Raw genomic sequence first — 25838 nt, 5'->3', positions numbered from 1 at the left:
AATATCAAACTGTGAATAATAACAAAAAGAATCATATAAAATGGCAGAACAAAAGAATCAGAACGAACATCTGAACGTAGAAGATGCACTGACACAATCGGAAGCATTTCTTATCAAGTACAAAAACGCAATTATTGGCGGTGTTGTTGCTGTGATTATTATTGTAGCAGGTTTTATCATGTACAAAAACCTCTATGCTGAACCACGTGAAGAAAAAGCACAGGCAGCTCTTTTCAAAGGACAGGAATACTTTGAACAGGATGCTTTTGAACAGGCTTTGAACGGTGACAGCATCGGTTATACAGGTTTCCTGAAAGTTGCTGATGACTACAGCGGAACAAAAGCTGCCAATTTGGCAAAAGCTTATGCTGGTATTTGCTACGCACAACTTGGCAAATATGAAGAAGCAGTGAAGATGCTGGACAGCTTTAATGGAAAAGACCAAATGGTTGCTCCGGCAATCTTGGGTGCTGCAGGTAACTGCTACGCACAACTTGGCCAATTAGACAAAGCGGCTTCTACTTTATTGTCGGCAGCAGACAAAGCTGACAACAACACATTAAGCCCGATCTTCCTGATACAAGCTGGTGAAATCCTGGTAAAACAGGGAAAATATGACGATGCTGTAAACGCTTACACTAAGATCAAGGATAAATATTTCCAATCTTATCAGGCTATGGACATCGACAAATATATCGAGCAAGCTAAATTGATGAAAAAATAATATACCATCTATTATATAAGGGAATCGAGGCACGGATTACACCGGATTAAGCGGACTATCTATTAAAACCGTGGAATCCGTGAAATCCGTGCCTTTCTTTTTAAATCTCTCATACTCTCAAATCTTCATTTTATAATTCTCAACTTTTAATTAACTATGGCAACAGCTTACCATAACTTATCCGAATATGATTTCAATTCCGTTCCGAATGCAGAAGCAATGAAATTTGGTATTGTCGTATCCGAATGGAATTTCAATATTACCGGTGCTTTACTGAAAGGCGCAGTCGATACATTAAAAAAACATGGAGCAAAAGACGAAAATATTCTGGTGAAAACTGTACCGGGAAGTTTCGAACTTACTTTTGGAGCCAACCAAATGATGGAAAATTGCGATCTTGATGCAATTATTGCAATTGGTTGCGTAATTAAAGGAGATACCCCACATTTTGATTATGTTTGCATGGGAGCAACCCAAGGAATTACCGAATTAAACGCAACTGGCGATATACCAGTTATTTACGGATTAATTACCACAAATACAATGGAGCAAGCAGAGGATCGTGCCGGTGGCAAACTGGGTAACAAAGGAGATGAATGTGCAATTACTGCAATAAAAATGATCGATTTTGTTTGGAGTTTAAATAAATAGTTGTATCTTTGCACCGCAATTGAGAAACAAACCTCCTCAAAAGCAAAAAAGGGCAAATACCAGAGTGGCCAAATGGGGCAGACTGTAAATCTGCTGTCTTTCGACTTCGGTGGTTCGAATCCATCTTTGCCCACAAAAATTGCGGAAGTAGCTCAGTTGATAGAGCATTAGCCTTCCAAGCTGAGGGTCGCGGGTTTGAGCCCCGTCTTCCGCTCTCCAAAGAGAATCTGAGAAATTAGATTCTCTTTTTTTTGTTTTACTTTAGACCGCTAAGCTTATGAAAAATTCTCCGGTACAATCGCACGTACTCCGACTAGCACATCCCCCTATCCCCACTATCCGCATCGGGATTATAGGACTGGGCAATCGCGGATTGCTCACCTTACAACGTTATCTGCAAATTGAAGGAGTAGAAATCAAAGCTCTTTGTGAAATAAGAGAAGGAAATCTAAGTAAGGCCCAACAACTATTAAAAGAAGCCGACCGTTCCGAAGCCACCGGATATACCGGAGTGGAGGGATGGAAGAAGATGTGCGAATCGGATGAAGTAGATTTAATATTCATCTGCACCGACTGGTTAATGCATACTCCAATGGCAACTTTCGCAATGGAATGCAATAAACATGTAGCTATTGAAGTTCCGGCTGCTATGAGCGTGGAAGAATGTTGGCAATTGGTAGACACCGCAGAAAAAACCAGGCGACACTGCATCATGCTCGAAAATTGTTGTTATGATCCCTTTGCACTAATGACTCTCAACATGGCCCAACGAGGATTGTTCGGAGAAATCATGCATGTAGAAGGAGCCTACATTCACGATCTTCGTTCAATGTATTTTGCCGAAGAGAGCGAAGGCGGCTATCACAACCATTGGGGAAAAAGATACAGCATCGAACATACAGGCAATCCTTATCCCACTCATGGGTTGGGCCCCGCCTGCCAGATACTGGATATTCATCGCAGTGACAGAATGGAATATCTCGTTTCCATGTCTACTCATCAGGCAGGAATGAGCGAGTATGCCCGCAGACTATTCGGCGAATATTCACCGGAAGCCCACCAGAAATATCAATTGGGAGACGTAAACACCACTCTTATCCACACGCTCAAAGGAAAGACAATCATGCTTCAATACGACATATCCACCCCACGTCCTTACAGCCGCCTTCAAACAGTATGCGGCACACTGGGATTCGCCCAAAAATACCCTGTCCCCTGTATCGCCCTGGATCCTAATGGAGACACTCCACTTGAAGGAGAACTGCTAGAAAAAATGATGGCACGCTATAAACATCCTTTTAGCGCAACCATTGGCGAAGAAGCACATCGCAGAGGCCTACCCAATGAAATGAATTATGTTATGGATTACCGCCTTATTCATTGTCTGCGCAACGGGCTTCCACTGGATATGGATGTATACGATGCAGCCGAATGGTCGTGTATCACAGAACTAAGTGAAAAATCTGTACTGAATAAGAGCATGGCAGTAGAAATACCGGATTTCACCAGGGGAGCCTGGAAAAAATACAAATACTAGGTTCTATCAGAAGTACAGACGAAGTAGATAGTTTACCCCAACAGGAGTAGTAAACGTTAAGCAATTCTAAAAAGGTGACTTCTTTTTAGGAAGAGCCTTTTTCTGGCATGTCTTTTATATGTATTTGACATCACATAAGCCTACACAAAATCAGGTAGAAAAAGTCAGACTCATCTTTTACCTCATAATAGAAACTTTTGTGATGAAAATATCGGGAACAAATACAAATAGTTGGCTAATTAATTACTATTTTTGACACGTAAATGAAAAACATCGAATAACCCCTATTAAAAACTTTAAAATATGATGAAGAAACTATTTACAGTCACTGCCATCGGCTTGGCTTTGTTAACTTGGCACACCAGTTGTACTCAACAACCAAAGGCTCCCGAAGCCTTTACCCCTATCAAAGTAGAAACTCCTGCCCGCCCTGCCGGACAAGAAGATGTAATCCAACTCGTTACTCCTAAAATTGATACCGTTCGTGTCGGTTTCATCGGATTAGGAATGCGTGGTCCCGGTGCCGTGGCACGCTGGACCCATATCCCGGGAACTAAGATTGTAGCATTATGCGACCTACTTCCCGAACGTGTTGAAAAATCACAAGAAATTTTGAAGAATGCCGGACTTCCTGAAGCTGCTTCTTACAGTGGTTCGGAAGAGGCATGGAAGCAACTTTGTGAACGGGACGATATTGATCTGGTATACATAGCCACCGACTGGAAACATCATGCTGCAATGGGTGTTTATGCCATGGAACACGGTAAGCATGTAGCTATCGAAGTTCCTGCCGCCATGACACTGGATGAAATCTGGCAGCTAATCAATACTTCCGAAAAGACACGTAAGCATTGTATGCAGCTCGAAAACTGCGTATATGACTTCTTTGAACTGACTTCTTTAAATATGGCACAACAAGGCGTATTCGGAGAAGTACTTCATGTAGAAGGTTCATATATCCACAATCTGGAAGATTTCTGGCCTGAATACTGGAATAACTGGCGAATGGATTATAATCATCTACACCGTGGTGATGTATATGCTACCCATGGCATGGGCCCTGCTTGTCAGGTACTTAATATCCATCGTGGCGACCGCATGAAAACATTGGTATCGATGGATACGAAAGCTGTCAACGGACCGGCTTATATTAAGAAACAAACAGGAGAAGAGGTGACCGACTTCCAGAATGGTGACCAGACTTCTACCCTGATTCGCACAGAGAACGGTAAAACGATGTTGATTCAGCACAACGTAATGACTCCACGCCCATACAGCCGTATGTATCAGATAGTGGGAGCCGATGGTTACGCAAGCAAATATCCGATTGAAGAATATTGCCTGAGACCTTCACAAGTTGATTCAAAAGATGTGCCTAATCATGAGAATCTGAATGCACATGGTTCTGTACCTGAAAACGTAAAAAAAGCCTTGATGGATAAATATAAAGATCCTATTCATATAGAGTTGGAAGAAACAGCCAAGAAAGTAGGTGGACATGGTGGTATGGACTTTATCATGGACTACCGTCTGGCATATTGCTTGCAGAATGGACTGCCATTGGATATGGACGTTTATGACCTGGCAGAATGGTGTTGCATGGCTGAACTTACCAGACTTTCTATCGAGAACAATTCAGCTCCGGTAGAAGTACCCGACTTCACTCGCGGCGGATGGAATAAAGTACAAGGCTACCGTCACGCTTTTGCAAAATAAAACAGAATATTTCCTTTTAGCACGAGCATAATGAACCAATCCGGCTTCTCCCCCAAAGCCGGATTATTCATGGGTTCGTGTTTGAACATTTTATAGATTATCATAATCACGTTTATGAAAACAGCTATTCCAAAGCCTTCTAAGCAAAGCATTATCCGTGAAGCCAGAGATTATGTAATGATTGCCATCGGCATGATTTTGTATGGTATCGGTTGGACCGTTTTTCTGTTGCCTAACGATATCACCACCGGGGGAGTACCGGGTATTGCTTCTATCGTATATTGGGCCACAGGTTTTCCGGTACAATATACGTACTTCAGCATCAACTTCTTCTTGCTGCTACTGGCCCTCAAGTTGCTGGGACTAAAGTTTTGCATCAAAACTATTTTTGGTGTATTTACCCTCACCTTCTTTCTGTCCGTCATTCAAAAATTGACGGCAGGTTTCGGGCTTCTCCACGACCAACCCTTTATGGCATGTGTCATCGGAGCATCCTTCTGTGGAGGCGGCATAGGTGTTGCTTTTTCGGCTAATGGAAGTACGGGAGGTACAGATATTATTGCAGCCATCATCAACAAATACCGGGACATCACATTAGGAAGAGTCGTGCTCATCTGCGATATGATTATCATTTCTTCCAGTTATTTTGTCTTAAAAGACTGGGAAAAAGTGGTGTATGGGTTTGTAACTCTTTATATTTGTAGTTTCGTTCTCGACCAGGTAGTGAATAGCGCCCGCCAATCCGTACAGTTCTTTATCATATCTAACAAATATGAAGAAATAGGACGGCATATTAACGAATATCCACACCGGGGAGTAACGATTATCAATGCAACCGGCTTTTATACAGGACGAGAAGTAAAGATGATGTTTGTATTAGCCAAGAAAAGGGAATCGCCTATCATCTTCCGGTTGATAAAAGACATAGACCCGAATGCATTTGTATCGCAAAGTGCTGTCATCGGAGTGTATGGAGAAGGATTCGATCATATCAAAGTAAAATAAAAAAGAAATGAAAAACCAATATTGAGAAACATGAAATTTCGACCAACCCCCAACTTATTAACAGGCATTTTCATGGGAATATTTTCCCTGACAACACTTAGTACAATGGCTGAGAAAGCCGTGAAACCTTATTGGCAGGACGTGCAGGTAGTTGAAGTCAACAAAGAGTATCCACGTACTTCTTTTATGACATACAACAATCGCGCTGATGCCTTGAGTGGCAAGTTCGAACGAAGCAAGTATTACCGCTTGCTGAACGGAACTTGGAAATTCTACTTCGTAGACTCTTATAAAAAACTTCCCGAAAACATTACCGATCCGAACACCAATACAGATTCGTGGGATGATATTCAGGTACCCGGCAACTGGGAAGTACAAGGACACGGAATAGCCATCTACACCAATCATGGTTATGAATTCAAACCGCGCAATCCACAACCTCCTACTCTTCCCGAAGCCAATCCGGTAGGAGTTTATCGCCGGGACATCGATATTCCGGCAGACTGGGACGGGCGGGATATCTACTTGCATCTGGCAGGAGCTAAGTCTGGCGTATATGTATATATCAACGGACAAGAAGTAGGATATAGCGAAGACTCCAAGAATCCGGCAGAATTTCTTATCAACAATTACGTGAAGCCGGGAAAGAACGTACTTACAGTTAAAATCTTCCGTTGGAGCACCGGTTCCTATCTTGAATGTCAAGACTTCTGGCGTATGAGTGGTATTGAACGCGATGTTTTTCTGTATTCACAGCCTAAAGCAGCTCTCAAAGATTTCCGAATTAAGTCTACGCTGGACGACAGTTACAAAAATGGAATCTTCGGTTTAAATGTCGATTTGAGAAATCACGAAAAGGCTGCAACTAATCTTACATTAGTTTATGAACTATTAGATGCACAAGGAAAAGTTGTAGCTACTGAAGAGAAGACAGCCTATATTCCATCGAACGAAGTACGTACACTTTCTTTCGATAAGAATCTGACAGATGTCAGCACATGGACCTCCGAACATCCGAATCTATACAAACTGTTGATGACAGTAAAAGAGAATGGCAAAGTCAATGAAATCATTCCTTTCAATGTAGGATTCCGCCGGATTGAGATCAAGCCTATCGAACAGAAGGCTGCTAACGGAAAACCGTATGTCTGCTTATTCATCAACGGTCAGCCTCTGAAACTGAAAGGGGTAAATATCCACGAACATAACCCGTCAACAGGTCATTATGTAACAGAAGATTTAATGCGCCGTGACTTCGAATTGATGAAACAACATAACTTAAACAGTGTACGCCTTTGCCACTATCCGCAAGACCGCCGTTTCTATGAACTTTGTGATGAATACGGACTTTATGTATATGATGAAGCCAATGTGGAAAGCCACGGAATGTATTATGATCTCCGGAAAGGCGGTTCACTGGGTAACAATCCCGAATGGCTGAAACCGCACATGGATCGTACCATCAATATGTTTGAACGTAATAAGAACTACCCGAGCGTTACATTCTGGTCGCTGGGAAATGAAGCCGGAAACGGATATAATTTCTATCAGACTTATTTGTGGTTGAAAGAGGCAGACAAAGACCTGATGGATCGTCCGGTCAACTACGAACGTGCTCAATGGGAATGGAACTCCGATATGTATGTTCCGCAATATCCGGGTGCCGACTGGCTGGAAAATATCGGAAAGAATGGTAGCGACCGTCCTGTAGCTCCTTCGGAGTATGCACATGCCATGGGAAACTCCACGGGAAACCTGTGGGGACAATGGCAGGCAATTTACAAATATCCGAATCTCCAAGGTGGATATATCTGGGACTGGGTAGACCAAGGTCTTCTCCAAAAAGATAAGAATGGAAGAGAATACTGGGCCTACGGAGGTGACTTCGGCGTAGACGCACCTAGCGATGGTAACTTCCTCTGCAACGGTCTTGTCAATCCGGATCGTGGTCCGCATCCGGCAATGGCTGAAGTGAAATATGTACATCAGAATGTAGGTTTTGAAGCAGTAGATGCCGCAGCCGGTATATTCAAAATCACCAACCGTTTCTATTTCACTAACCTGAAAAAATATCAGATTCACTACAATGTACTTGCTAACGGAAAGACAATAAAAGGTGGAAAAGTATCTTTGGATATTGCTCCGCAAGCCTCTAAAGAATTCACCGTACCGGTAAATGGTCTGAAAAACCAACCGGGAACAGAATATTTTGTCAACTTCAGTGTAACAACCACAGAGCCTGAACCGTTGATTCCAACCGGATATGAAATTGCATACGACCAGTTCCAACTTCCTATCCAGGCAGAGAAGAGTATATATAAAGCAAACGGTCCGGCATTGAAAACAACGATTCAAGGAGATGAATTAATCATTTCTTCCTCCAAAGTAAACTTTGTATTCAACAAGAATAGCGGATTAGTAACCTCGTATAAAGTAGATGGTACAGAATATTTCAAAGACGGATTTGGTATTCAGCCTAACTTCTGGCGTGCTCCTAATGATAATGACTATGGTAACAGCACTCCTAAACGTTTGCAGATATGGAAACAATCAAGCAAAAACTTCCGCATAACGGATGCCACCATGACAGCAGAAGATAAAGCAGTCTCCTTAAATGTAACCTACTTACTGGCTGCCGGCAACTTGTATGTTGTCACTTACAAAATCTATCCGAACGGAATAGTTAACGTAAATGCCAAATTCACATCAACGGATATGCAGCCTACAGAAACAGAAGTTTCCGAAGCTACCCGCATGGCTACATTTACCCCCGGAAGTGATGCTGCCCGTAAGGCTGCCTCCAAACTGGAAGTCCCCCGTATCGGTGTGCGTTTCCGCTTGCCGGCACAGATGAACAATGTACAATACTTTGGCCGTGGCCCGGAAGAGAATTATATCGACCGCAATCACGGAACGCTCGTTGGCGTATATAAGACAACAGCGGATCAAATGTACTTCAACTATGTGCGTCCACAGGAAAACGGACATCACACTGATACCCGTTGGATCGCTTTATCTCCTAATAAAGGAAACGGCCTGGTGTTGGTAGCGGACAGTCTTATCGGTTTCAATGCCTTGCGCAACTCTATCGAAGACTTTGACTCTGAAGAAGCTCTGCCCCACCCTTACCAATGGAATAACTTCAGCCCGGAAGAGGTTGCCAATCACGACGAGAACGCTGCCCGCAACGTATTACGGAGAATGCATCATGTCAACGACATCACTCCCAGAGATTTCGTTGAGGTTTGTGTAGATATGAAGCAACAAGGAGTAGGCGGATATGACAGTTGGGGTGCTCGCCCGGAACCTTTCCACCAGATCCCGGCTAACCGTGATTACCAGTGGGGCTTCACATTAGTACCCGTTCGCTCGGCTAACCAGGCCAACGAAGCTGCTAAATATGATTATCGATAACCTTAGTATAAATTTTTAAAGAAAAAAAACATGAAAGATTTATCTAGCATCGTAGCTAAATTTAAAGTCCAAGGTACGATAGAAGAAATCAAACCTTTGGGTGCAGGACTTATCAACGACACTTATAAAGTAAACACCAAAGAAGCAGATGCTCCCGACTATGTTTTGCAACGCATCAATCATGCCATTTTCCAGAATGTAGAAATGCTTCAATCCAATATTAGCGCTGTTACCAATCACATTCGCAAGAAACTGACGGAAGCCGGAGAATCGGATATAGACCGCAAGGTGTTGAGTTTCCTCGAAACAGAAGAAGGTAAAACATACTGGTTTGACGGTGACAGTTATTGGCGTGTGATGGTATTCATCCCACGTGCAAAAACGTATGAGACGGTAAATCCCGAATATTCCAATTATGCAGGAGAAGCCTTCGGTAACTTCCAGGCTATGCTGGCCGATATTCCGGAAACATTGGGTGAAACCATACCCGATTTCCACAACATGGAGTTCCGTCTCAAACAACTACGTGAAGCCGTTGCGAAGGATGCTGCCGGACGGGTAGCAGAAGTGAAGTACTATCTGGATGAAATAGAGAAACGCGCAGATGAAATGTGTAAGGCTGAACGTTTATATCGTGAAGGGAAACTTCCCAAACGCGTTTGCCATTGCGATACGAAAGTGAATAACATGATGTTCGACGAGGATGGTAAAGTGCTTTGTGTCATTGATCTGGATACGGTAATGCCTAGCTTTATATTCTCCGATTATGGTGACTTCCTACGTACAGGTGCCAACACAGGTGATGAAGACGACAAAGACCTTGATCGTGTAAACTTCAATATGGAAATATTCAAAGCATTTACCAAGGGCTATCTGAAAGGAGCCAAATCATTCCTGACTCAGATCGAGATTGAGAATCTTCCTTATGCGGCGGCTTTATTCCCATACATGCAGTGCGTACGGTTCCTGGCAGATTATATCAACGGAGATACTTATTATAAAATCAAATATCCGGAACATAACCTCGTTCGCACCAAAGCACAATTCAAATTACTTCAAAGTGTGGAAGCAAACACACCGGAAATGATAGCGTTCATCAACGAATGCTTGTTAAATTGAGAATTGAGAATTAAAAATTAAGAAATAAGCTGCGCTGTGGTGTAGCTATTTCTGGATATTCTCAAAATTTTAAAATATAAGGCAACTAATTCTTTACGAGTTAGTTGCCTTTTTGATATCTTTAATCAGAGGGATTATTGAATAATCCCTATTTCTCAATTTTTAATTCTCAATTCTCAATTTAATAAATGCTCCATTTTTCCAATGGTAGACTACAGGGCGGCGGAGAAACGGTTTCAGTTTCTCTGCTGTTTCTTTTGACATATAGTCGGAGGTTGTTAACGTAAGTGTCAGTTCCGTATTTTCTTTATTAAAATCGGCTTTCATCAATAGCATATCTGCCGAACGGCGTGCTTCATCAAACTCATAAACTCCTGCTGAATCGGGAGCATTCAGAAAATCATCCATCAGGGGCAGGGTAATAAAGAGAGATGTTGTAAGCGGTTTCCAGTCGTCCGTATAGAAATGGATGCTGCTATCACAGGCAGGAGCACAAACAGTAGAGACTGTACAGATTACGTTCGTTGAATCATTTAATGCCAACACTTTCATCTGCCAGGTCGATTGAGCTGACATTTGCATACGGATATAGTCTTTGCTAAGATCAGTCATCTCCGACTTCTTGCCAAAACGGTTTTCTACTTGCGCTTTCATCTTACTTTCCAGAAAGTCTATGCAATCTTCACGATTCACTTTTGTAAGCAAGGGGCTTAGAGAATCCGGCATATTCACAAACAACGTTTTGGCCTCTTGTGCCTGAAGAGCAGTCAAAACAAAAAGTCCGACAGCAGAGAAGAATATAGTGATAACAAGTTTATTTATTTTCATATCTATCTTATTTAACCTATGATAAACAGTCTTGTGTAACTGTTTTAACTTTTAGACCCCAAATATAAGAATATCATTCCGATTAACACCAGTATAAGGTCAATCGCTTTGCTTTTTAAATTCTTTTCACGGAAGAAAAGCGCACCGAAAGTAAAAGAAACAACCACACTTCCCCGACGGACCATCGAAACGATAGAAATCATCGAATCGTCGTAACTTAATGCGTAAAAGTAAACAAAATCGGCAGCAGAAAGGAAAATGGAAATCAGGATAATCGTCCAATCCCAGCGGAACGGAGTAGTGGACTTTCTTTTAGGCCACCAAAGCAACAACAGGATAGGACACATGATAAACACCTGATAAACATTATACCAAGATTGCACCAGCATCGGATTCAGAGACTTCATCAGATATTTATCATACAAACCACTGATAGCACCTGTAATGGCAGCCAGTACAATAAAAAAAATCCATTTGTTATGCTTAAAATCAATTCCTTCTTTCTTTCCCGAACGGCTCAACATAAAGAAAGAGGCAATGGCCAGCATCACACCAATCCATTGATAGAGATTCAATCGTTCACCAAATACCAGCATAGCTCCCACGAGCACCATCACCGGACGGGTGGCATTGATAGGTCCCACAATGGTTATGGGTAAATGTTTCATTCCGAAATATCCGAATATCCACGAAGACAATACGATGAACGACTTGATGATAATATATTTATGCTGTTCCCAACCAGCAACGGGAACATTGAATATTGTTCCTCCCAACAAGTCCGGTTGATAAACGGATATCAGGATAAACGGTAGAAAGATGAGACTGGAAAAGAATGTATTTAGAAACAAAACAGGAAGTACTGCATTATCTTTCAACGATTTCTTCTTGAATACATCATAAAAGCCCAGCAAAGTAGCCGAGAGGAATGCTAATAATAACCACATGAGAATATTTATTATTTACTAATTACCAATTATAAGTTATCAGCGACAGACGGTTCGCCAGTTATGGATGATTGCTGGTCATCACATTCAAATATACTTTCCGGGTATTCCACGTTGACCAGAAACAGGGCTTGCCCCGGAGCAGATGTCCCGGCTTTACAACGGTCCTGCTGTTCTATAATCCGCCGGAAACCTTCAACAGTCAGTTTCCCGCGTCCCACTTCAATGAGCGTACCTACAATGGCTCTCACCATATTCCGCAAGAAACGGTCGGCACGAATGGTAAATACCCAGGTAGCATCTTCTTCCTGCGTCCATTCTGCATGAGTGATATGACAAATATTGGTCTTTACATCCGTATGAAGTTTACTGAAACTCGTAAAATCGTTGTACTCGAAAAGGATATGCGCTGCTTCGTTCATGCGTTCATAATTCAACTGGTTATAAAGCCGCCAGCGATATTGCCTGTTAAAAGGATATTTCGATGTCGTCACATAATATTTATAAGTTCGCGCAGTCGCATCAAAACGGACATGGGCATCCGGCCGAACCCGGCAAACACGATAAATAGAAATATCGGGAGGCAGCAGACGATTTAATTTATCAGTAACAGAAGTAGTATCCAACAGTTCATCGGAATCAAAATGAGCAACCATCAGAGAGGCATGCACTCCCGCATCCGTCCGGCCTGCTCCTATTACTTCAATTTCGCGACGCAGAAAGGTAGACAATGCTTTCATCAGACATTCCTGCACACTAATCCCATTCGGTTGAATCTGCCAACCGTGATAGTTGGTTCCGTCGTAAGCCAAATAAATAAAATACCTTTGCACGCTAATTCCTCTCTTTTAGGGTTTTCGCGCGCAAAAGTAGTCATTTTATCTCATTTATCTTTGTATAATTCGCATAAACCTGTATATTTGGAGAACAAAATAATCATGATTCACTAATACCTCACAATTATGAGTAGTACCATTTTCCTTATTATTGCCCTTGTGACAACAGGAATATTTGTAATCCAATTCGTTCTATCCATCTTTTTCGGAGACATAGATGCAGATGTAGACGTAGATGCTGACATCAGTAGCGTAGTTTCTTTTAAAGGACTAACTCATTTTGGAATCGGATTCGGCTGGTACATGTATTTAGCGGGAAACACTGAAATTCAAAGTTATGTCATCGGAATTCTGGTGGGTCTTTTCTTTGTTCTCGCTGTGTGGTTTCTCTATAAGAAAGCTTATCAACTGCAACAAGTGAATCATTCTGAACAGACAGATCAACTTGTAGGACGAGAATGTACCATCTACTTCAAGCAAAGCGACAGCAAATATACAGTACAAACAAGCCGAGACGGAGCAATGCGCGAAGTAGACGTCATCTCCGAATCCGGAAAAGCATATCAGACAGGTGACAGAACAATCATCACCAGTTACAAAGACGGAACGCTATTCATTCAATAACTATTCAAATACACAATTTTATGACACAAGAAATGTTGATTATGGCTGCTATATTAGTGGCAGTCATCCTACTCACTTTTATTGGTATTCTTTCTCGTTACCGCAAATGTAAGAGTGATGAAGTCCTCGTTGTATATGGTAAAACAGGAGGAGATAAGAAGTCGGCGAAGCTATATCACGGTGGTGCAGCTTTCGTATGGCCGATTATCCAGGGATACGAATTCCTTTCCATGAAACCAATGCAGATTGAATGCAAATTGACGGGTGCACTGTCTGCTCAGAATATCCGTGTGGATGTGCCGACTACCATTACTGTAGCTATCAGCACTGATCCCGAAGTAATGCAAAATGCAGCTGAACGTATGCTGGGTTTGACGATGGACGACAAACAGAATTTAATTACCGATGTCGTATATGGTCAGATGCGTATGGTGATCGCCGATATGACTATCGAAGAATTAAATTCAGACCGCGATAAGTTTCTGGCTAAAGTAAAAGACAACATCGATACAGAACTTCGCAAGTTCGGTTTGTATCTGATGAACATCAATATCAGTGACATTCGTGATGCTGCCAACTACATTGTCAACTTAGGTAAAGAAGCTGAAAGTAAAGCTCTGAACGAAGCACAAGCTAACATCGAAGAACAGGAAAAGCTGGGTGCTATCAAAATTGCCAATCAGATTAAGGAACGCGAAACCAAAGTTGCAGAAACGCGTAAAGATCAAGATATCGCCATCGCAGAAACGAAGAAACAACAGGAAATCTCGGTTGCCAATGCAGATAAGGACAGAATTTCTCAAGTAGCCATCGCTAATGCGGAAAAAGAATCACAAGTAGCAAAAGCTGAAGCTGAAAAGAATATCCGTATCGAACAGGCGAATACCGAAAAGGAAAGCCGTGTTGCCGAACTTAACTCGGATATGGAAATCAAGCAGGCGGAAGCTGCCAAGAAAGCTGCTATCGGACGAAATGACGCACAGAAAGAGGTGGCCCTGTCAAATTCAGAACTGGCCGTGACGCAAGCTAATGCCGACAAGCAAGCCGGTGAAGCTGCTGCTAAGTCGGAAGCTGCCGTACAGACTGCACGCGAAATTGCCCAAAAGGAGGTAGAAGAAGCTAAAGCACGTAAAGTGGAATCTTCATTGAAAGCTGAAAAGATTGTTCCTGCGGAGATTGCCAGACAGGAAGCTATTCTACAGGCTAATGCCATTGCCGAAAAGATTACTCGTGAGGCAGAAGCACGTGCGAAAGCTACTTTGGCACAAGCGGAAGCAGAAGCAAAAGCTATCCAGATGAAACTGGAAGCAGAAGCGGAAGGTAAGAAACGTTCATTACTTGCTGAAGCGGAAGGTTTCGAAGCAATGGTAAGAGCAGCTGAATCGAACCCGGCTATCGCTATCCAATACAAAATGGTAGACCAATGGAAGGAAATCGCCGGCGAACAGGTAAAGGCATTCGAGCACATGAACTTAGGAAATATCACTGTATTCGACGGAGGAAACGGCGGCACAAGCAATTTCCTGAATACACTGGTGAAAACGGTAGCTCCAAGTCTTGGCGTACTGGATAAGTTGCCTATCGGTGAAACGGTGAAAGGTATTATTAATCCGGACAGTAAAACGGAGGAAAAGCCTGCAACGAAAGCTGAAGAGAAGAAGGATAAGAAATAATCCTGCTCCGACAAATAATAGTGCGCTGATAAAAGAAAATGATTGTTCTTTCATCAGCGCACTATTTATATACACATAAATAAAAAAAGTCTTTGAATATTCCCCAATTATTACGTTCTTTGTATTACATAAAACATGTAACATAAAAGATATAAATAAGATATGAAACCATATAATCCATTCCTTGTGTACGGTTATAACAGTCCGGAATACTTTTGTGACCGGGAAAAAGAAACTGATAAAATGATTTCAGCTTTACAAAACGGGCGGAATCTGACATTAATATCCCCTCGCCGTATGGGAAAGACGGGACTCATCAAAAATGTATTCTACCGGATGAAACAGGAAAAGAATCCGAATACCGCCTATTTCTACATGGATATCTATCCCACACGCGACTTAAAGGCATTCATACAATTGCTTGCTCAAAATGTTCTCGGAGAATTGGATACCCTGTCCCAAAATGTACTCCGTCAAATGACCGCTTTCTTCAAATCTTGCCGTCCCATAATCAGTGCTGACGAAAGAAGCGGCATGCCTACCGTAACTCTGGACTTTGTTCCCGCCCATGCCGAACAGACACTAAAAGAAGTGCTCGACTATATAGCAGCCTCAAAAAAACATTGTTACCTTGCCATTGATGAGTTCCAACAGATTACAGAATACCCGGAAAAAGGTATAGAAGCATTGCTCCGTTCCCATATCCAATTCATGCCAAATGTACACTTTATATTTTCCGGAAGTAAAAAACATGTAATGGAAGAAATGTTCAGTTCAGCAAAACGACCTTTTTATCAAAGTACCCAAATTATTGTGTTAAAGGAGATTCCGTTGGAGAATTATTATTCGTTCGCACACTCATTCTTTGCCAAAGAAAAAAGAGAGCTACCGTTAGAAACATTCTCCTACTTATACCAACTTGAAAACGGACACACTTGGTATATTCAAAGCATACTCAACCGATTGCATGAGAAAAAAATCAACCCTATTGATAACCGACTGGTAGATAGCTGTATAAATGACATTTTAGATGAACAGGAAACCATATACCAAAGTAACCTGACACTACTAACCAACAATCAAGTGGATCTATTGAAAGCTATTGCCACAGAAGGCTGTATAAAAAGTATAAATGCCAATGACTTCATCAAAAGGCATCATCTAAAAACGCCCAGCAGCGTTAATGTGGCACTGAAGTCCTTACTAAATAAAGAGCTGATATATAATACATCAGAAGGCTATATTGTCTATGACCGTTTTTTCGGAAAATGGCTGAAAGACACAGTGATCTAACCTTAGCCACACTAGAAATGATTTGGCAATTTCATTTCTCATATTCTCATAAGATTTAATTAATAATCTACTAATCAACAATATATAATATGAGAAATACCTTATTGAAAAGTATTTCTCATATTATTTTGCCTGAAAAGTCGTAAATAACCGGTATTTCTCATACTTATCATCATGCATTTCTCATACCGGAATTGCCATTAAATAAATGGAAGCACACACCTTCTTCTTACTTTCATCATAGGCCCGCTTTGTCCCATATATTATGGGAAAAAATTCCCTGATTGGAGGGAAAAGATTCCCCTATTTTGCGGGAAAGTATTCCCGAATTTTATGAGAATACTTTCCCACAATATATGGGACTACCGGAACTAGCGAACATCCTTAACCAAGATCATAATATTCTATGTATTCGTCAAATTGAGGTGATCCGGCAACACCCCTCTTACGGAAAAGTCCTTGTATATATTCCTGTTCTTTGGGTTTAATCAATCGTTCTTTGTTGCAGCAACGGTAATAAACAGTCTTACCGAAATAGGAAATCATCTGTCGTTTGATAATGTTGGCATCAGCAAGCGGCACACGGTCCAATATATGTTTCATTCCCCGTGCAAAAAGCAAAGGCTTTTCATCAATAAAGTAAGTGCAGTCTCCGCCATCGGAAGTGATATGTTCGGGATTGATAACCGTTACAGCAGCCCGTTCTTTCGGCATCCGGAGAGTTACTTGTCGACGCAGACATTTGTCCGCACGCAAACAATGTCCATTCAAGCAATGAGCGAAGCTGACGGGCATAGAATTGTAATCGAAATCTGTTTTCATGTGTGTTATGTTTAGTGGGAAAACAACCTATTCTTTTGATAAGCAGTCACAAATGTATGAAAATTGCTTGATGGCAGGAAATAAATATAACATTTAATTAATTATATTGATTAAATCCATATATTTGTCTCCAACATCAACACAGGAACTTATACAACTATATCTCTCCTGCTAAACTATAAAACAGAATAATCATGAAGACAAAACATTTACTTGGAGCGCTACTGTCATTTCTTTGTACCATTTTTCTTTTTAGTTGCGGTAATGACGATGAAAAAGAAATATATCCCTTATCTTTCGAAAAAGAATATTATGAACGACCCTTGCTAGGAGCAACCAATATTATGATTAGAGGCGGAAACAGAGACTACACTGTAACCGTAGAAAGAACAGAGATTTTGAGTATAAGTGTAGATTTATCCAGTTCCACAGGAATGGGAAGTTTATTAGTCTATCCCAAAAAGAAAGGAGAAACAAAGGTAAGCGTAAAGGACAATATCACCAACGAAACTGTCGACTTAAAAATTAAAATTACAGACGCCTATCTGGCGTATTCAATAAAAGAAAGCAATCATCCGGCACTTTCCAATGGTACTGCGGTCTATCTGATCAACAATGAAGCAAAAGACTGTTATTTCTTCCATTATAATTATTCTCAACACGAACTATCCCCTACTCCGATAGCCAAAGGAACATACGATTTTTCAGTCAAATTAGAAAATGGTTCCGGCAACTCGTCTCCTACATACCCCATACCTTATTTAACATTAAATTATGCATCTGACGAACAAGGAAATTTCACAGATGCATCAACCCCTCCCACCTCTCACAAATTAAGATTTGAACTATTTGATGGAGTTACAAGTGTAAATGCTGTTGTCAATCTTATACAAAGATATTTAAAGGTAGATTGGGAGCAACTGATTAACAAGGCTCTTACTAGAAGTGATTATTTGATAATACCAACGCTGAAGACAACAATAGACAACACGGACTATACCATTATAGGCACTCTTGATACCCATCCGGAAATACCGGAAAATATTTTAGAGTGACCCATAAAAGATATGAGGCGGAAAATAATGCAAAGCATAGAACGTATGAAAAAATAGCGTATATTTGCGGGCAAAAAATACAAAATGACTACTTACAAGCTTCGCATATTACCGCTATTTTTACTTGTTATTGGGCTTACAACGCTTACTTCAAGCTGCAAAAAGAAAGACATGTCACTGAAATTGAACAAGCCGCACAACATTCGTGGTGTTGTCAGTTACAAACGTTCTTTCCCAGATTTGAACGATGCACATCTGGAAGTCGCTAAAAAGATAGGTATTAGCCCGCTGGCAGACCGAGAAGAAGCGGAAGCTATGAAAGAAAAGTTGACTCATATCACTGATAATGAATTTTATGCAGTGGATTCATTGACACATTCCATTCCCTACCTCGTTCCACGTGCCAGCGCATTGCTCGATACAATTGGCTCCAATTTTCTCGATTCATTGGCTGCCAAAGGGCTGAATCCCAATCAGATAATCATCACCTCCGTACTACGTACTGAAAACGATGTGAAACGTCTCCGCCGTCGCAATGGAAATGCCTCCGCCAACTCGGCACATTGTTTCGGGGCTACTTTTGATGTTAGTTGGAAACGTTTTAAGAAAGTGGAAGATAAAGACGGTCGCCCTATGCAGGACGTGAGTGCCGACACACTGAAACTTGTTCTATCCGAAGTTTTAAGAGATCTACGACAAGCTGAAAAATGCTATATCAAATACGAACTGAAGCAAGGTTGTTTCCATATTACTGCCCGATGAACGGAAGATGAATGTAAATTGCAGTAAAATTCACCTCCAAACAATCAGAGAATCCAAAACGTTTCATTAAATTTGCAGAAATTTTTCTTTAATACAACTTAATGATAGAGAAGCTGATTGTTCTTGAGGACATTGATCCGGTTATTTTTTACGGCGTAAACAACGCCAACATACAGTTAATTAAAGCTTTATATCCAAAGCTACGCATAGTTGCCCGAGGCAATGTCATCAAAGTGCTGGGCGACGAGGAAGAAATGTGTGCCTTCGAAGAAAATATCACCAAACTTGAAAAGTACTGCGCCGAATATAATTCACTGAAAGAAGAAGTTATCATTGACATTATAAAAGGAAATGCTCCGCAAGCGGAACAGACAGGAAACGTGATTGTGTTCAGTGTCACAGGAAAACCTATCATCCCCCGAAGCGAAAACCAGTTGAAACTGGTAGAAGGATTCGCCAAGAATGATATGGTATTCGCCATCGGTCCGGCAGGTTCAGGAAAGACATATACCGCTATCGCTCTCGCCGTACGTGCATTGAAGAATAAAGAAATCAAAAAAATCATCCTTAGCCGTCCCGCCGTAGAAGCCGGAGAAAAGCTCGGTTTCCTGCCCGGCGACATGAAAGATAAGATCGACCCATACCTGCAACCTTTATACGATGCCCTGCAAGATATGATACCTGCTGCCAAGTTAAAGGAATACATGGAATTGAACATTATCCAGATTGCCCCGTTAGCCTTTATGCGCGGACGCACGCTGAATGATGCGGTCGTCATTTTGGACGAAGCCCAGAATACCACCACACAGCAAATCAAAATGTTCCTCACCCGTATGGGCATGAACACCAAGATGATTGTGACGGGAGACATGACACAGATTGACCTCCCCGCTTCACAAACATCGGGATTGGTACAAGCTCTCCGTATCTTAAAGGGAGTGAAAGGTATCAGTTTTGTTGAACTGAATAAAAAAGATATCGTACGCCATAAACTGGTGGAACGTATCGTGGATGCTTACGAAAAATTCGACAAAGAAGCGAAAGCCGAACGGGAGAAACGGAAAAACGAACAACTGGTTATCAACGGCGAACGTCCGGTGAAACTGGCCAAAGACTAATCGTCTTTAGATTCGAAATCCTATTGCGACTTGTTATTTGTAACTTGTAATTTGTAATTATAATAAAGACAATGAAAGCATTAACAAAAACAGATTTCAACTTTCCGGGACAGAAAAGCGTGTACCACGGAAAAGTGCGCGATGTGTACAACATCAACGGCGAAAAACTCGTCATGGTAGCAACTGACCGTATTTCGGCCTTTGACGTAGTACTTCCTGAAGGCATTCCTTACAAAGGACAAATGCTGAACCAGATTGCAGCTAAATTCCTCGATGCCACTACTGACATCTGTCCGAACTGGAAAATGGCTACTCCGGACCCAATGGTAACGGTAGGTGTATTGTGTGAAGGTTTTCCGGTAGAAATGATTGTACGCGGTTACCTGTGTGGTAGCGCATGGCGTACTTACAAAAGCGGTGTACGTGAAATTTGTGGCGTAAAGTTGCCGGACGGAATGCGCGAAAACCAGAAATTCCCGGAACCCATCGTAACTCCGACTACGAAAGCTGAAATGGGATTGCACGACGAAGACATCTCTAAGGAAGAAATCCTAAAACAAGGACTGGCTACTCCGGAAGAGTATGAAATTCTCGAAAAATATACATTAGCTCTCTTCAAACGCGGTACTGAAATCGCAGCAGAGCGCGGACTGATCCTCGTAGATACAAAATACGAATTCGGTAAGCACAACGGCACTATCTATCTGATGGACGAAATCCACACTCCGGATTCAAGCCGCTATTTCTACTCTGAAGGTTATCAGGAACGTTTCGAAAAAGGCGAACCGCAGAAACAACTTTCTAAAGAATTCGTTCGCGAATGGTTGATGGAAAACGGTTTCCAGGGCAAAGACGGTCAGAAAGTACCGGAAATGACTCCGGCTATCGTACAAAGCATCAGTGACCGCTACATCGAATTGTTCGAAAACATCACCGGTGAGAAATTCGTGAAAGAAGATACTAGCAATATCGCTGAACGTATATTCAAAAACGTCGAAACTTTTTTGAACAGCTGATAAGCGATAAATGACAGATAATAAATGATAGTTGATAGATGATAAATGATAGTTAATATGCAGCTTATCGCATATAACTATTAACTCTGTCATCTTCCAACTATCATTTATCAACTATCTTCTTCAACTATCAACTATCATTTATCAACTATCAACTAAAAAATGGATTACCCGCAACAACATATCAAGCCTTACGACGAAGAAGGAAAAAAGACCGAGCAAGTGGAACGTATGTTCGACAACATCGCACATGCCTACGACAAGCTGAACCATACCTTATCTTTAGGTATCGACCGCAGCTGGCGCAAAAAAGCTATTGCCTGGTTACACCCTTTTCAACCGCAGCGAATGATGGATGTAGCGACCGGTACAGGGGATTTTGCCATCCTCGCCTGCCGCAAACTGCAACCTGCCGAACTAATCGGCACGGACATCTCGGAAGGTATGATGAATGTGGGACGTGAAAAAGTAAAAAAGGAAGGACTGTCGGATAAAATATCTTTTGCCCGGGAGGACTGCACTTCACTCTCTTTTGCCGACAATGATTTTGACGCTATTACTGTAGCTTTCGGTATCCGCAACTTCGAAGACCTCGACAAAGGGCTCTCCGAGATGTGCCGCGTACTGAAACCGGGCGGTCATCTTGTAATTCTGGAACTTACCACTCCGGACCGCTTCCCGATGAAACAACTGTTTTCCATCTACTCTAAAGTCGTCATTCCATTATTGGGCAAGCTTCTCTCCAAAGACAACAGTGCCTACCACTATCTGCCGGACACGATCAAAGTATTTCCTCAAGGGGAAGTCATGAAAGGAGTCATCGCACGAGCCGGATTTAGCGAAGTCAACTTCAAACGGCTGACCTTTGGCATTTGCACTCTTTATACCGCGACAAAATAACCTAATAAATTAACCTTATGAAAACAACAAAATCAATTGGACTATTTCTACTCTGCATTTTTTGTTGTATCAATTTCACCTCTTGTGATCCGGCAAACAACGGAGAAGATGATCTAATATGGGATTTCTCTCCCATAGTTCTTTACATTTCAGTACAGGATGCTCAAGGCAATGACTTACTGAATCCACTCACCAAAGGCTCTATTGCCAATCAAGGAATAAAAGCGATCTACAAAGGGGAGACTTACGAAAAAGATGCTCCGCTAAACGAACGCACCAGAGCTTATATGGCCTATTTCACAGGTCTGCAAACAGGAGTAAGCAAAGACGGAAAATATTATCTGACTTTCGGAGAATTCAATGGCGATCATACATTCGATAATGAGAAAGTAGAAATAGACTGGAATGATGGAAAAGAACCATCTGTCATCACTTTTTCCAGTAAACTGACCTGGAAATCAAAGAAAGAACCCGTATTCGACCGGAAATTCTGCCTGAACGGACAAGAAATTGACCAGAAACAAGGTTTAGTAATTACCAGAACCCCCTCTCAATCTGAACAGAAATTCGATATCGTTGCCATAGAATATGGCATAGATGTAGAAACGGATGAAATTAAAGAAAAAATAAAAGCCGATTTAGAGAGTAAATCTCCCTATACCAATGGAGAATCATACAGTATATCTATTCAGGAAAAGAACTCCGGTACATATACATTACTCAACTCTGATGGCTTTCCTATAACAGAAAAAGAATTCGCAATCGAAGAAGCAGAAGCTCACGGTATGTATGGAATAACGACTGAAATAGCCAAAACTTGCAGACTTATTCCTCCTGACGACCAAATATACAACCATATAAAATTGAAATTAGGCATTGACGGCGAGAAGTCATCTAACACTTTCAATATCTTTATCGGCCGCCCTTATAATTTCTGGATATACGAAGATTTGACGGAATACTATAAAGACAAATACCCTGACGGTAAAGTAAAAGAAATAGTACGTCTTCTAAAAAGTAAACCCAATAACCCAACTAAGCAATAAATGATTATGGAAAAATATGGTTTAATCGGCTACCCTCTGCGACATTCTTTTTCTATCGGATACTTTAATGAGAAATTCAAATCCGAAGGTATCAATGCAGAGTATGTGAATTTTGAAATTCCCAGCATTAATAACTTCATGGAAGTTATCGAAGAGAATCCCAATTTATGCGGACTTAATGTGACTATCCCCTACAAAGAACAAGTGATTCCTTTTTTGGATGAACTCGACCGTGATACCGCAAAGATAGGTGCAGTGAATGTCATTAAAATCATCCGCCAGCAGAAAGGAAAAGTCAAACTGGTTGGCTACAACTCCGACATCATCGGATTTACTCAATCCATTCAACCTTTATTGCAGCCTCATCACCAAAAAGCATTGATTCTGGGTACTGGCGGAGCTTCCAAAGCCGTCTACCACGGGCTGAAAAACCTGGGTATTGAAAGTATATTCGTATCACGCACCCACAAAGCCGATGATATGCTGACTTATGAGGAGCTGACTCCCGAAATTATGGCAGAATATACAATCATCGTCAACTGTACTCCCGTAGGTATGTTTCCTAAGGTAGATTTCTGCCCTAATATTCCTTATGAGCTACTGACTCCAAACCATTTGCTCTACGATTTGTTATATAATCCGAATGTTACACTGTTCATGAAAAAAGGAGAAGCACAAGGGGCTGTTGTTAAAAACGGTCTGGAAATGCTGCTGCTCCAGGCATTTGCCGCATGGGAGATATGGCATAAATAAGGATTAGAGAGAGTTTTTATGAGGAGAAAAGTTGTATATAGCATCATTATTATCATGCTGGCATTGACCGGCTGCACCATCGGAGGAAGTTTTTATATGTTAAACTTTTCATTGACTCCGAATGCCAAGATTTTGTCTAAAGATGCTGACTCTTATCCCTTCATGTATAGAAACTACCCTTTCCTACGTCCATGGGTGGACAGCCTGAAACAAGTGGATGCATTGAAAGATACTTTCATCATCAATCCGCACGGAATACAACTTCATGCGTATTATGTTGCTGCTCCGCAACCCACCAGTAAGACAGCCGTCATTGTGCATGGACATACAGATAATGCTATCCGTATGTTTATGATTGGTTATCTGTATAATCGAGATTTAGGATATAACATATTACTTCCCGACCTGCAACATCAGGGAGAAAGTGAAGGCCCGGCCATCCAGATGGGATGGAAAGACCGTTGGGACGTATTGCAATGGATGAACATTGCCAATGAAATTTTCGGAGATAGTACACAAATGGTTGTACACGGCATTTCAATGGGAGGTGCGACAACCATGATGGTGTCCGGTGAGGAACAGAAGCCATTTGTTAAATGTTTTGTTGAGGATTGCGGCTACACCAGCGTATGGGACGAATTCTCACATGAGCTTAAAGCCAGTTTCCACCTTCCTCCTTTTCCACTAATGTATACCACAAGCTGGCTCTGCGAAAAGAAATATGGATGGAATTTCAAAGAGGCTTCCTCACTGAAACAAGTAGCCAAATCACAGCTTCCGATGCTGTTTATTCATGGGGATAAAGATACGTATGTACCCACCTGGATGGCATATTCGCTCTACGAAGCCAAACCGGAACCCAAAGAACTATGGATTGTGCCGGGAGCGGCTCATGCTGTTTCATACAAAGAGAATAAACAGGAGTACACCGACCGAGTCCGTGCATTCGTCGGGCGATACATTCATTAAACCTATTATAACAAGGAGTTTTAGATTCATAACAGAAAAAGTTTCTATATTTGCAAACGTAAAATAATCGTTATGAAATCAATATTGACTTTTATACTAGCTACTTTTCTTCTGTTCCCACTACAAGCTCAAGAGAAAGTATACACGGTGGACAACCTCCCGAAAGTTCACCTGCAAAACAAAATGCAATATGTTTGCAACCCGGCCGGCATACTTTCACAGGCTGCTTGTGACAGTATAGACTCCATGCTTTATGCCTTGGAACAACAAACAGGAATTGAAACGGTGGTTGCCGTAGTTCCTTCAATCGGAGAAGAAGATTGTTTCAACTTCTGCCACCAGCTACTCAACCAATGGGGTGTTGGGAAAAAAGGCAAAGATAATGGATTGGTCATTTTGTTGGTCACAGATCAACGTTGTATCCAGTTTTATACCGGTTATGGCCTGGAAGGAGTGCTCCCCGATGCGATCTGCAAAAGGATTCAAACCAAATATATGATTCCTTACCTGAAAGATGGAAATTGGAATGCAGGAATGGTAGCTGGTCTTAAAGCAACTTGCCAGCGTCTTGACGGTTCCATGGAAAACGATGCCCTCTCCGATTCGAACGACGGTGGTTCCTTTGATTTTGTTCTTGCCATCCTTTGCTTTATTGTCATCGGTGGAGGTCTTGCTTTCTTTTCTGCACGCAGGCAAAGCCGTTGTCCGAAATGCGGTAAACACCAATTGCAAAGAACCGGAAGTGCAGTCGTATCCCGGATTAACGGAGTGAAAACTGAAGATGTCACCTACACATGTAGAAACTGCGGACATACCATCATACGTCGTCAACAAAGTTATGATAGCGACTACCATCACCGGGGAGGTGGCGGAGGCGGTCCATTTATCGGCGGCTTTGGTGGAGGTAGTTTAGGAGGCGGAGGCGGTTTCGGTGGAGGCAGCTTTGGCGGAGGAATGGGAGGCGGTGGTGGTGCCGGCTCACGTTTCTAAAGAAAATAAGAAAAAACAGATTATCAAATTCAATAAAAAC

23 protein-coding genes and 2 tRNA genes are annotated in these 25838 nt (G+C 41.7%); 21 read left to right on the top strand and 4 right to left on the bottom strand.

Going from position 1 to position 25838, the window contains the following annotated elements:
* Nucleotides 1–40: 40 nt before the first annotated feature.
* The 9 genes from NQ505_RS11365 to NQ505_RS11325 all read left to right on the top strand — a co-directional run bounded on the left by NQ505_RS11365 (nucleotide 41) and on the right by NQ505_RS11325 (nucleotide 10166).
* Nucleotides 41–724, top strand: coding sequence for a tetratricopeptide repeat protein (locus NQ505_RS11365; RefSeq protein WP_004301767.1), 684 nt, complete (start codon nucleotides 41–43; stop codon nucleotides 722–724).
* A gap of 156 nt (nucleotides 725–880) precedes the next feature.
* The gene (gene ribH, locus NQ505_RS11360) at nucleotides 881–1375 is read left to right on the top strand and encodes a 6,7-dimethyl-8-ribityllumazine synthase (protein ID WP_004301766.1); all 495 of its coding nucleotides are present in this window, start codon (nucleotides 881–883) and stop codon (nucleotides 1373–1375) included.
* 50 nt (nucleotides 1376–1425) lie between these two features.
* Nucleotides 1426–1508, top strand: a tRNA-Tyr gene (locus NQ505_RS11355).
* Between the two features lie 8 nt (nucleotides 1509–1516).
* Nucleotides 1517–1589: transfer RNA gene (locus NQ505_RS11350), tRNA-Gly, on the top strand.
* A 63-nt stretch (nucleotides 1590–1652) separates the two neighbouring features.
* Nucleotides 1653–2912: a Gfo/Idh/MocA family protein gene (locus NQ505_RS11345; RefSeq protein WP_009000518.1), complete on the top strand. Its 1260-nt coding sequence runs from the start codon at nucleotides 1653–1655 to the stop codon at nucleotides 2910–2912.
* Between the two features lie 306 nt (nucleotides 2913–3218).
* The gene (locus tag NQ505_RS11340; RefSeq protein WP_009000517.1) at nucleotides 3219–4628 is read left to right on the top strand and encodes a Gfo/Idh/MocA family protein; all 1410 of its coding nucleotides are present in this window, start codon (nucleotides 3219–3221) and stop codon (nucleotides 4626–4628) included.
* Between the two features lie 114 nt (nucleotides 4629–4742).
* A complete protein-coding gene (locus tag NQ505_RS11335) occupies nucleotides 4743–5633 on the top strand; it encodes a YitT family protein (RefSeq protein WP_004301761.1) in 891 nt (296 codons plus the stop codon).
* A gap of 72 nt (nucleotides 5634–5705) precedes the next feature.
* A complete protein-coding gene (locus tag NQ505_RS11330) occupies nucleotides 5706–9047 on the top strand; it encodes a glycoside hydrolase family 2 TIM barrel-domain containing protein (protein ID WP_369748742.1) in 3342 nt (1113 codons plus the stop codon).
* A gap of 30 nt (nucleotides 9048–9077) precedes the next feature.
* Nucleotides 9078–10166 (top strand): phosphotransferase enzyme family protein, encoded by a 1089-nt coding sequence (locus NQ505_RS11325; RefSeq protein ID WP_004301757.1) that lies wholly within the window; start codon nucleotides 9078–9080, stop codon nucleotides 10164–10166.
* Nucleotides 10167–10328: 162 nt separating this feature from the next.
* Here the strand turns inward: NQ505_RS11325 and NQ505_RS11320 are convergent, their stop codons facing one another.
* Genes NQ505_RS11320 through truA form a run of 3 tightly spaced genes read right to left on the bottom strand, consistent with a single transcriptional unit; the run spans nucleotide 10329 to nucleotide 12774 of the window.
* Nucleotides 10329–10994: a DUF3256 family protein gene (locus NQ505_RS11320; RefSeq protein WP_009000515.1), complete on the bottom strand. Its 666-nt coding sequence runs from the start codon at nucleotides 10992–10994 to the stop codon at nucleotides 10329–10331.
* A gap of 44 nt (nucleotides 10995–11038) precedes the next feature.
* A complete protein-coding gene (locus NQ505_RS11315) occupies nucleotides 11039–11941 on the bottom strand; it encodes a DMT family transporter (protein WP_004301754.1) in 903 nt (300 codons plus the stop codon).
* Between the two features lie 29 nt (nucleotides 11942–11970).
* A complete protein-coding gene (truA, locus tag NQ505_RS11310; RefSeq protein ID WP_009000514.1) occupies nucleotides 11971–12774 on the bottom strand; it encodes a tRNA pseudouridine(38-40) synthase TruA in 804 nt (267 codons plus the stop codon).
* Between the two features lie 129 nt (nucleotides 12775–12903).
* Between truA and NQ505_RS11305 the strand changes: the two genes are divergently transcribed.
* The 3 genes from NQ505_RS11305 to NQ505_RS11295 all read left to right on the top strand — a co-directional run bounded on the left by NQ505_RS11305 (nucleotide 12904) and on the right by NQ505_RS11295 (nucleotide 16367).
* Nucleotides 12904–13401 (top strand): hypothetical protein, encoded by a 498-nt coding sequence (locus NQ505_RS11305; RefSeq protein ID WP_008775470.1) that lies wholly within the window; start codon nucleotides 12904–12906, stop codon nucleotides 13399–13401.
* A 20-nt stretch (nucleotides 13402–13421) separates the two neighbouring features.
* Complete coding sequence (locus NQ505_RS11300; RefSeq protein ID WP_008775469.1) at nucleotides 13422–15074, top strand: flotillin family protein; 1653 nt, start codon at nucleotides 13422–13424, stop codon at nucleotides 15072–15074.
* A 162-nt stretch (nucleotides 15075–15236) separates the two neighbouring features.
* Nucleotides 15237–16367 carry an AAA family ATPase gene (locus tag NQ505_RS11295; RefSeq protein WP_008775468.1) on the top strand — a complete coding sequence of 377 codons (1131 nt, stop codon included), beginning with the start codon at nucleotides 15237–15239 and terminating at the stop codon, nucleotides 16365–16367.
* Between the two features lie 384 nt (nucleotides 16368–16751).
* On the opposite strand, the gene NQ505_RS11290 is transcribed toward NQ505_RS11295, so the two are convergent.
* Nucleotides 16752–17189: a DUF6078 family protein gene (locus NQ505_RS11290; RefSeq protein ID WP_008775467.1), complete on the bottom strand. Its 438-nt coding sequence runs from the start codon at nucleotides 17187–17189 to the stop codon at nucleotides 16752–16754.
* 194 nt (nucleotides 17190–17383) lie between these two features.
* Between NQ505_RS11290 and NQ505_RS11285 the strand changes: the two genes are divergently transcribed.
* The 9 genes from NQ505_RS11285 to NQ505_RS11245 all read left to right on the top strand — a co-directional run bounded on the left by NQ505_RS11285 (nucleotide 17384) and on the right by NQ505_RS11245 (nucleotide 25798).
* Entirely contained in the window at nucleotides 17384–18244 is an 861-nt protein-coding gene (locus NQ505_RS11285) for a hypothetical protein (protein ID WP_008775466.1), read from the top strand.
* Between the two features lie 84 nt (nucleotides 18245–18328).
* The gene (locus tag NQ505_RS11280) at nucleotides 18329–19006 is read left to right on the top strand and encodes a DUF5715 family protein (protein WP_008775465.1); all 678 of its coding nucleotides are present in this window, start codon (nucleotides 18329–18331) and stop codon (nucleotides 19004–19006) included.
* Between the two features lie 101 nt (nucleotides 19007–19107).
* The gene (locus NQ505_RS11275) at nucleotides 19108–20124 is read left to right on the top strand and encodes a PhoH family protein (protein WP_004301740.1); all 1017 of its coding nucleotides are present in this window, start codon (nucleotides 19108–19110) and stop codon (nucleotides 20122–20124) included.
* A gap of 71 nt (nucleotides 20125–20195) precedes the next feature.
* A complete protein-coding gene (locus tag NQ505_RS11270; protein WP_004301731.1) occupies nucleotides 20196–21140 on the top strand; it encodes a phosphoribosylaminoimidazolesuccinocarboxamide synthase in 945 nt (314 codons plus the stop codon).
* Between the two features lie 162 nt (nucleotides 21141–21302).
* A complete protein-coding gene (ubiE, locus tag NQ505_RS11265) occupies nucleotides 21303–22040 on the top strand; it encodes a bifunctional demethylmenaquinone methyltransferase/2-methoxy-6-polyprenyl-1,4-benzoquinol methylase UbiE (RefSeq protein WP_004301729.1) in 738 nt (245 codons plus the stop codon).
* A 17-nt stretch (nucleotides 22041–22057) separates the two neighbouring features.
* Nucleotides 22058–23086 carry a hypothetical protein gene (locus tag NQ505_RS11260; protein WP_004301727.1) on the top strand — a complete coding sequence of 343 codons (1029 nt, stop codon included), beginning with the start codon at nucleotides 22058–22060 and terminating at the stop codon, nucleotides 23084–23086.
* Nucleotides 23087–23092: 6 nt separating this feature from the next.
* A complete protein-coding gene (locus NQ505_RS11255; RefSeq protein ID WP_004304542.1) occupies nucleotides 23093–23839 on the top strand; it encodes a shikimate dehydrogenase family protein in 747 nt (248 codons plus the stop codon).
* An 18-nt stretch (nucleotides 23840–23857) separates the two neighbouring features.
* The gene (locus NQ505_RS11250) at nucleotides 23858–24808 is read left to right on the top strand and encodes an alpha/beta hydrolase (RefSeq protein ID WP_032849422.1); all 951 of its coding nucleotides are present in this window, start codon (nucleotides 23858–23860) and stop codon (nucleotides 24806–24808) included.
* A 72-nt stretch (nucleotides 24809–24880) separates the two neighbouring features.
* Entirely contained in the window at nucleotides 24881–25798 is a 918-nt protein-coding gene (locus NQ505_RS11245) for a TPM domain-containing protein (protein WP_009000513.1), read from the top strand.
* Nucleotides 25799–25838: the final 40 nt, after the last annotated feature.

Source organism: Bacteroides sp. D2 (genome assembly GCF_025147085.1).
In the GTDB taxonomy this organism is placed as follows: domain Bacteria; phylum Bacteroidota; class Bacteroidia; order Bacteroidales; family Bacteroidaceae; genus Bacteroides.
This window is presented reverse-complemented; position numbering and strand designations above follow the sequence as displayed.

Excerpts from the sequence above, each read along its gene's own strand:
- NQ505_RS11365 (WP_004301767.1), top strand. The coding sequence starts at position 41 with ATGGCAGAACAAAAGAATCAGAACGAACATCTGAACGTAGAAGATGCA.
- ribH (WP_004301766.1), top strand. The coding sequence starts at position 881 with ATGGCAACAGCTTACCATAACTTATCCGAATATGATTTCAATTCCGTT.
- NQ505_RS11345 (WP_009000518.1), top strand. The coding sequence starts at position 1,653 with ATGAAAAATTCTCCGGTACAATCGCACGTACTCCGACTAGCACATCCC.
- NQ505_RS11340 (WP_009000517.1), top strand. The coding sequence starts at position 3,219 with ATGAAGAAACTATTTACAGTCACTGCCATCGGCTTGGCTTTGTTAACT.
- NQ505_RS11335 (WP_004301761.1), top strand. The coding sequence starts at position 4,743 with ATGAAAACAGCTATTCCAAAGCCTTCTAAGCAAAGCATTATCCGTGAA.
- NQ505_RS11330 (WP_369748742.1), top strand. The coding sequence starts at position 5,706 with ATGGGAATATTTTCCCTGACAACACTTAGTACAATGGCTGAGAAAGCC.
- NQ505_RS11325 (WP_004301757.1), top strand. The coding sequence starts at position 9,078 with ATGAAAGATTTATCTAGCATCGTAGCTAAATTTAAAGTCCAAGGTACG.
- NQ505_RS11320 (WP_009000515.1), bottom strand. The coding sequence starts at position 10,994 with ATGAAAATAAATAAACTTGTTATCACTATATTCTTCTCTGCTGTCGGA.
- NQ505_RS11315 (WP_004301754.1), bottom strand. The coding sequence starts at position 11,941 with ATGTGGTTATTATTAGCATTCCTCTCGGCTACTTTGCTGGGCTTTTAT.
- NQ505_RS11305 (WP_008775470.1), top strand. The coding sequence starts at position 12,904 with ATGAGTAGTACCATTTTCCTTATTATTGCCCTTGTGACAACAGGAATA.
- NQ505_RS11300 (WP_008775469.1), top strand. The coding sequence starts at position 13,422 with ATGACACAAGAAATGTTGATTATGGCTGCTATATTAGTGGCAGTCATC.
- NQ505_RS11295 (WP_008775468.1), top strand. The coding sequence starts at position 15,237 with ATGAAACCATATAATCCATTCCTTGTGTACGGTTATAACAGTCCGGAA.
- NQ505_RS11290 (WP_008775467.1), bottom strand. The coding sequence starts at position 17,189 with ATGAAAACAGATTTCGATTACAATTCTATGCCCGTCAGCTTCGCTCAT.
- NQ505_RS11285 (WP_008775466.1), top strand. The coding sequence starts at position 17,384 with ATGAAGACAAAACATTTACTTGGAGCGCTACTGTCATTTCTTTGTACC.
- NQ505_RS11280 (WP_008775465.1), top strand. The coding sequence starts at position 18,329 with ATGACTACTTACAAGCTTCGCATATTACCGCTATTTTTACTTGTTATT.
- NQ505_RS11275 (WP_004301740.1), top strand. The coding sequence starts at position 19,108 with ATGATAGAGAAGCTGATTGTTCTTGAGGACATTGATCCGGTTATTTTT.
- NQ505_RS11270 (WP_004301731.1), top strand. The coding sequence starts at position 20,196 with ATGAAAGCATTAACAAAAACAGATTTCAACTTTCCGGGACAGAAAAGC.
- ubiE (WP_004301729.1), top strand. The coding sequence starts at position 21,303 with ATGGATTACCCGCAACAACATATCAAGCCTTACGACGAAGAAGGAAAA.
- NQ505_RS11260 (WP_004301727.1), top strand. The coding sequence starts at position 22,058 with ATGAAAACAACAAAATCAATTGGACTATTTCTACTCTGCATTTTTTGT.
- NQ505_RS11255 (WP_004304542.1), top strand. The coding sequence starts at position 23,093 with ATGGAAAAATATGGTTTAATCGGCTACCCTCTGCGACATTCTTTTTCT.
- NQ505_RS11250 (WP_032849422.1), top strand. The coding sequence starts at position 23,858 with ATGAGGAGAAAAGTTGTATATAGCATCATTATTATCATGCTGGCATTG.
- NQ505_RS11245 (WP_009000513.1), top strand. The coding sequence starts at position 24,881 with ATGAAATCAATATTGACTTTTATACTAGCTACTTTTCTTCTGTTCCCA.